The sequence below is a fragment of the Pseudoalteromonas sp. TAB23 genome (assembly GCF_000498075.1).
In the GTDB taxonomy this organism is placed as follows: Bacteria; Pseudomonadota; Gammaproteobacteria; order Enterobacterales; family Alteromonadaceae; genus Pseudoalteromonas; species Pseudoalteromonas arctica.
The window spans coordinates 1-6,000 of the sequence record NZ_AUTP01000288.1 but is presented as its reverse complement, the minus strand read 5'-3'; the positions used below and the strand labels follow the sequence as shown (position 1 = coordinate 6,000).

Here is a 6,000-nt window from a genome sequence, read left to right as displayed (position 1 = left end):
CGTGAATTTGCAGCCGACAGCGGCGCGGCTAAATTGGTAGGTGCCGATAAAATGCGATCAGCCCTTGAGCGTTTAAAGCAAAACCATCCTTCGCAATTAGAAGGTTCAATGATGGCCTTTGGTATTGCAAGTGGGAAAGGCGTTGCTGAGTTGTTTTCGTCGCACCCACCGCTTGATGCTCGAATCGACGCACTTCGTAAGTAATTATGTAAAATAGTTAATATACTAAGCCAGCTTAATTGCTGGCTTTTTTATGTTTACGTTAAAATACCAAAATACGCATGCACTGTGTTTATATACAGCGCTTTGTGTTGCTTTATAAAATCGTTACTTTTTTAAGCTATATGTGTTTACGGAGTTATTATGTATAAGTAAACTAAAATAACTTAAAAGCCAGCAATGCTGCTGGTTTTAATACTTAACATTTAATACTTAACAAGGATGCTTATTGTAGTGGAAAAGATGCAGCAAACTAAAGAATGCATTATGTGTTTTAGCGCCATAGATTCACGGGCTAAAAAATGCCCGCAATGCACCTCACTTCAAGCTAAATATTCTAACTTAGAAAACAATCCCATTATTATTGGTGCATTAGCACTTAGTATTGTTGGTATTTTTGGGTTTGTTTTTTATCAAAATATTTATGTAGCAGGGCTTGAAGAACAAGCACAAAAAAACCTAACTGCTAATGTAAACCAAATAAGCACTAAAAATGAAACCGATGGTTTGTATGTTGCCTGTATAGGGCAAATAAAAAATGAATCAGATTTTTCGTTTAAAAATATAAAGTTTAAGGTCGATTTTTTAACAGATCAAAACACTCTAGTCGATACGCTATCAATAACCGACGAAGACCTAATTATACTTCCTAATGACTCAACAAACTTTAGAGTAAGAGGTATTGCGCAAAAACAAGCGGCTAGTTATAGCAATTGCCAAGTAACAATAACCGATGCTTGGGCTTATAAATAAAAATAAATTTTTACGATTAAAAAAACCAGCTAAAAAGCTGGTTTTTAATATAAATAAATCGTTATTACTGAGAAAGGATAATTTCAGTAATTCCCTCAGCAGAGAGTATTTCAATCCAGTAGCCGTCAGGATCTTTAATAAAGGCTAAGCCTTTCATTGAACCATCATCTGGTTTTTTTACAAACTCTACATCGTATTTTGCAAAGCGCTCACTGGCTGCGTAAACATCCGGCACGCTAATACCAATATGGCCAAAGCCTTTAGGTTCTTGATTACCGCTGTGGTATCCCTCAAAACTGTCATCGTTTTCAGTGCCCCAATTATGGGTTAACTCAATCAACGCAGGGCGACGAAACACCCATTCAGCCTTTGTCTTATCATCGCCTTCTGGCAACTCTTGCTCGTAGCCTAAAAAGTAAAGCGTAAACTTCATACCAGGAAAGTCATACTTACCTAAAAGCTTCATACCTAATACATTTTCATAAAATTCTAAAGACGGCTTTGGATCTTTAATACGCAACATAGTTTGCTGCATAACATAGCCTTGCGTGGCTTGTTCAATTTGCTCTGGAGATTCGTTATAGCTAGACATGGTGATCCTTACTGAAAATAATAAAGCGAAAGCATAGATATAGTACTTAATTTATCATAATCAACCGTATGATAAATTTAAACCACTGCTTTACTTTTTAACCATTAATCGTGGAATTAACTGTCAAAACGGAGCTTTATAAATAGCACGTGTTATTTTCTAAGCCATTTTCCTAGGTTGATTAGGAATATGGATGATTTATTACTTTCATAATTGCTAATAAACTATTGAAAACTGGGACGTTAAGATACAAATATGACTTTAATAGATGAAAGTACAAAAGAATTTGGCAGCATGAGCGTATTACTTCATAACACCAATACAGCAAGTTATTGTATTGAGTGGTTTAGTAAAATGACCGGAGCGTCGATTACCCTAGCAAGAGTAGAAGCTGGCAAATATTTAGTTACCCGGAAGTGGGCAGCAGGGCGCGAACTAGATGATGTTACCAGTGACTTTAGCCGTGCTAACCAAGCCATTATTCATTTTTTGAATAATGTTGATATAGCTAAAATGAACGAGCAAAGAGTCGCCGCAGCTAAACTTTACTGTATAAATTTATTTGTAAAAGCAGAAGGTTTGAGGCCTGTTACTAACCCTAATTTACCAAAACCAAGGCTGCAAGACGCTATAGGCAAAAAGGTGATAGTAAAGTCAACCTTAGGCAATTGCCAAATAGCTACCGGACTATTGCTACAGCTGGTGGGTAACCAAGTTGAAATTCAGGTAAACCCAGATAGCGCATTTGATGATCAACCAAGGCAAAAGTTTTACACTAAGCAAGTATCAATTTGTTAAAGTGTTTAACGGCCAATGCTTATAGGCAGTTTTACCTTAATGCTAAAGCCGCCTTGATTAGTAACCTTAAAGCTACCACCCAGCGCAATAGCTCGCTCTTGTATAAAAGCCAAACCATAGTGACCTGAGTTTTCTGTTGGTTTTACTTCGCTTCCGTTATCACTAATTTCTAATTTTATAAACTGACTATCCGTTTTAATATTTATAATAAGTTTGGTCGCGTTACTATGCTTAATACAATTGGTAACAGCTTCTTGGCAAATCCTGTAAACGGCAATTTCATGCTCTTTAGTGAGCGTATCATCTACATTAAAATTAACCTCATAGCTTATATTTGCTTTTGTAAGTAAACTTTTTAATCGCCCTTGAGTCATCGCATTTTGTAGCCCTAACTCGTCTAATTCACGAGGGCGAAGGTAGTGCATTAATTGGTAAACAGAATCGTACATAGAGTTTGCATTGCTTTTTAACGTAGCCACAAACGATTGTGTTTTTTCATCACAAAGGTGCGATAAAATAGCCAAGTCGGTTTTTAAAGCCGTTAAGTTTTGCCCAAGTTCGTCGTGTAACTCTTGTGAAAGGTGCTTACGCTCGTTTTCTTGCACGTTCACCATTTTAGCCCCAAGAAGGGTATTTTGATTAAGCTGCTTAGTCAGTGCACGGTTAATCTTTTTTAATTCAGTATTTTTACGTTTAAGCTCTGTAATTGCCGCGCCTAACACCATGCTGGTAATCGCATTAGCCAAAATAAACAACTGGCTAATATAGGTATTACTAGGCTCATGGGTCATGCTTGCTTCAACTATTATTAGTGCATTTATAAGTGTCGCACTACTTACTGCGCCAAGTACGCCAAAGCGATACGAAAACCAAATAATAGGTAATAACGATGCAAGGCGTAGTAATGGGTAGGTATCGGGCCGTATAAGGTATACAAGCATCGCAACAAGTAAAACAGTAGCTAACGTAACCGTTAAATTAGTTACTTTAAGTAATGCCGGGCGCTTTAACGAAAGGTTTAAAGAGTGAAGTAGCATAATAAACGGCGCAACTAATAACGAGCCTGTTATATCGCCAAGACACATATTTAACTGATACTGTAATAGCTCTTTAGCAACCAATATGTTTGTAAATTCAAACGCACTAGAAAACAAAAACCACTTTATTGAGGTGCTCGCAACACACAATAAAATCAACGAAAGTATACCTAAACTATTATTAATACTTGGTGGCCAGCGGCTATGTTTAAACACATACACAAGGGCAAAAAAGCAAAGCTCCTGCCAAAAACCATGCAGTAAATTAAACTCCCAAACCCCGGTCATTGTATAACCTAAGTGAGCAGCCAAAGCACGAGACGATATCCACAACGTAATCCAATACCGAGTTGGCGAAAGCAAATAAAAAGCAATTTTTATCCCTGCAGGAATAAATATAGCGCTACTTTCAGGGACAGTTTCTAAATTAGCTCCAACCCAAAAAGCAGCAATACAGGCAATAAAATAAATTACGCCAACTACAAACTGCTTTGTAATTTCTTTAGCGGTTGCTGCAATAGAAAAATTAAAAGCAGGTAATGTACTAGGTAAGTTCATCTAACTGAATTACTCCTGCATCAATCGCTATTTTTAGCAGTTCAAACGATGTTGTTACATTAAGCTTGCTGTAAATATTAGCCTTATGCACATGCGCTGTTTTAGGCATTATTTCTAATTTTTGTGCTATTTGCTTTGCATTAAAGCCCTTTGCTAACAGTGGTAAAGCTTCGAGCTCTCGGTTAGTTAAAATAGTTAACGCTGAGTTTGGCGTATTTAAAGCAAAATTTACATCTTCACTTATATAGCGTTTACCTAATGCAACCGATTTAACTGCATCAATTAACTCCTCCGACGCAGAGCGTTTAGACACGTAACCAAGTGCGCCTAATCGTAGCGCATTACTTACATAAGGTTCGTAATCGTGCATGGAGGCAACAATGGTTTTAATTTCAGGGAAATTTTCGTTAAGGTAGGTTAAAAATGTAAGGCCGGTTTCTGATTCATTAAGTGATATATCAACAATAAATATATCGGGTTGTTCAAGCTCAACAGCCAGTTTTGCTTGGCTAACATTGCAGGCTTCTATTATTACTTCCCAGTCTGCTTGTAGCTCTAGTAGTTTTTTAAAACTGTCGCGTACTAATTGATGATCTTCAATTATTCCAATGTGCATGTATTTCTCCCTTTAAATTTATTATACATTGAAACAGATAACCAATAGCCAAAAAATTTATTAAAGTTAACTACCTAGCAAAAAAATGTACACTGTAAATGCTAAAGGAGCAATCACGTGCGGTATTTAACTATTTTAAAAGGGGAAGGTATGAAAACACTAAATATTATTTTTGGACTCGCATTACTCTTTGCTATTACAAATGCTAACGCAGTAGAGGGACTAATTTCAGTAAAAAGCCCTCTAAGCGCTAAAGCTACTATGGATAAGTTTGAGAATTTAGCAAAACAAAAAGGGCTAAATATATTTGCACGAATAGATCACGCAGCTGGTGCTAAAAAAGTAGAGCAACAACTACGCCCAACAGAGGTTCTTATATTTGGTAACCCCAAAGGCGGCACACCTCTTATGCAGTGCGCACAAACAATAGGTATTGATTTACCGCTAAAAGCACTGGTATGGGAAGACGCACAATCGCAAGTGTGGTTAAGCTATAACGATCCTACTTATATAGCTGAGCGCCATAACGTACCAAACTGTTTAGTTGCTACAAAATTAAGTAAAGTATTAGCTGCACTGTCAGATAAAACCGTTGGGCCATAAAACTAAATTTAAACAATTCATTAGCTAAATTAAGGATGATTTTGAAACAATCTTCAATCGTATTTTTAGCCGTAGTAAGCCTGTTTTTACAGGCTTTTTTGCTAATCTCGCTAACTAGTTTTTTTACAGGTATTTACAATGCTTATGTAGCATTTGCTGGTGCCGATCCTAAATTAATAGCAGGGCATATTTCATCAGGTATTGTAATTTCGTTAATACAAATTGCACCAGCAATAGTTGGCTATTTTATAAATTACATATTGCTTAAAAATAAACGTGTAAATGACTTTGCATTGCTTAAATCTGCTTTAAAATTTTATGCGTATCTATGGCTTTTATTTATCCCCATTGGTACGATTTTAGGTGCAAAGCTATTAACTCAATTAAAGAAAGATTAAATTTAATAGCGGCTTTAAAAATAAAGGAGTAAGCATGTTTTTTGATGATGTTCAGGGTTTAGTACGCGTACTTATTATTGGTGTACTGGGGTATGTAGCGCTAGTGTTTTGGTTGCGTGTATCGGGCAAGCGAACACTATCTAAATGGAACGTGTTCGACTTTGTAGTCACCATTGCGCTGGGCTCTATTCTTGCCTCGGTAATTATTTCAAAAAGTGTCGCGCTGCTTGAAGGCATATTGGCCTTTGTTGTTTTAATAGGGCTGCAATATTTAATTACCTGGCTTAGTGTTCGCTCATCTAAATTTGCAGCTTTAGTAAAAGCTGAGCCCACGTTGTTATTGAGTGATGGTGAATATTGCACGGCAGCACTTAAATCGCAGCGAGTAACAAAATCAGAAATTCGCGCTGCTATTCGTGGTGCGGG

Annotated in this window: 9 protein-coding genes; 6 read left to right on the top strand and 3 right to left on the bottom strand. The window is 36.8% G+C overall.

From position 1 onward, the window contains the following. Together L654_RS0117940 and L654_RS0117935 are read left to right on the top strand one after the other, a co-directional pair. Window positions 1-204: M48 family metalloprotease (locus L654_RS0117940; protein WP_024608660.1), on the top strand; the 204-nt coding region annotated here is incomplete at its 5' end. 258 nt (window positions 205-462) lie between these two features. Then, window positions 463-972: a hypothetical protein gene (locus L654_RS0117935; RefSeq protein WP_024608659.1), complete on the top strand. Its 510-nt coding sequence runs from the start codon at window positions 463-465 to the stop codon at window positions 970-972. 64 nt (window positions 973-1,036) lie between these two features. Here L654_RS0117935 and gloA read toward each other — a convergent pair whose 3' ends face one another. Further along, entirely contained in the window at window positions 1,037-1,564 is a 528-nt protein-coding gene (gene gloA, locus L654_RS0117930) for a lactoylglutathione lyase (protein WP_024608658.1), read from the bottom strand. 255 nt (window positions 1,565-1,819) lie between these two features. Between gloA and L654_RS0117925 the strand changes: the two genes are divergently transcribed. Then, complete coding sequence (locus tag L654_RS0117925) at window positions 1,820-2,362, top strand: hypothetical protein (RefSeq protein ID WP_024608657.1); 543 nt, start codon at window positions 1,820-1,822, stop codon at window positions 2,360-2,362. Between the two features lie 5 nt (window positions 2,363-2,367). Here L654_RS0117925 and L654_RS0117920 read toward each other — a convergent pair whose 3' ends face one another. Beyond that, the gene (locus L654_RS0117920; RefSeq protein ID WP_024608656.1) at window positions 2,368-3,957 is read right to left on the bottom strand and encodes an MASE1 domain-containing protein; all 1,590 of its coding nucleotides are present in this window, start codon (window positions 3,955-3,957) and stop codon (window positions 2,368-2,370) included. Continuing rightward, window positions 3,944-4,573, bottom strand: coding sequence for a response regulator transcription factor (locus L654_RS0117915; protein WP_024599605.1), 630 nt, complete (start codon window positions 4,571-4,573; stop codon window positions 3,944-3,946). Before L654_RS0117915 ends, L654_RS0117920 begins: the two co-directional genes overlap by 14 nt. A 150-nt stretch (window positions 4,574-4,723) precedes the next feature. Here L654_RS0117915 and L654_RS0117910 point away from each other — a divergent pair, with 150 nt between their 5' ends. The 3 genes from L654_RS0117910 to L654_RS0117900 all read left to right on the top strand — a co-directional run. After that, entirely contained in the window at window positions 4,724-5,176 is a 453-nt protein-coding gene (locus L654_RS0117910; protein ID WP_024608655.1) for a DUF302 domain-containing protein, read from the top strand. Between the two features lie 41 nt (window positions 5,177-5,217). Further along, complete coding sequence (locus L654_RS0117905; protein WP_024608654.1) at window positions 5,218-5,574, top strand: hypothetical protein; 357 nt, start codon at window positions 5,218-5,220, stop codon at window positions 5,572-5,574. A 34-nt stretch (window positions 5,575-5,608) separates the two neighbouring features. Continuing rightward, window positions 5,609-6,000 (top strand): DUF421 domain-containing protein (locus L654_RS0117900; protein ID WP_024608653.1); only part of this gene is annotated, 392 nt, incomplete at its 3' end.

What these genes read in the sequence shown, in the direction of transcription:
- L654_RS0117935 (WP_024608659.1), top strand. Translation starts at nt 463, where the DNA reads ATGCAGCAAACTAAAGAATGCATTATGTGTTTTAGCGCCATAGATTCA.
- gloA (WP_024608658.1), bottom strand. Translation starts at nt 1,564, where the DNA reads ATGTCTAGCTATAACGAATCTCCAGAGCAAATTGAACAAGCCACGCAA.
- L654_RS0117925 (WP_024608657.1), top strand. Translation starts at nt 1,820, where the DNA reads ATGACTTTAATAGATGAAAGTACAAAAGAATTTGGCAGCATGAGCGTA.
- L654_RS0117920 (WP_024608656.1), bottom strand. Translation starts at nt 3,957, where the DNA reads ATGAACTTACCTAGTACATTACCTGCTTTTAATTTTTCTATTGCAGCA.
- L654_RS0117915 (WP_024599605.1), bottom strand. Translation starts at nt 4,573, where the DNA reads ATGCACATTGGAATAATTGAAGATCATCAATTAGTACGCGACAGTTTT.
- L654_RS0117910 (WP_024608655.1), top strand. Translation starts at nt 4,724, where the DNA reads ATGAAAACACTAAATATTATTTTTGGACTCGCATTACTCTTTGCTATT.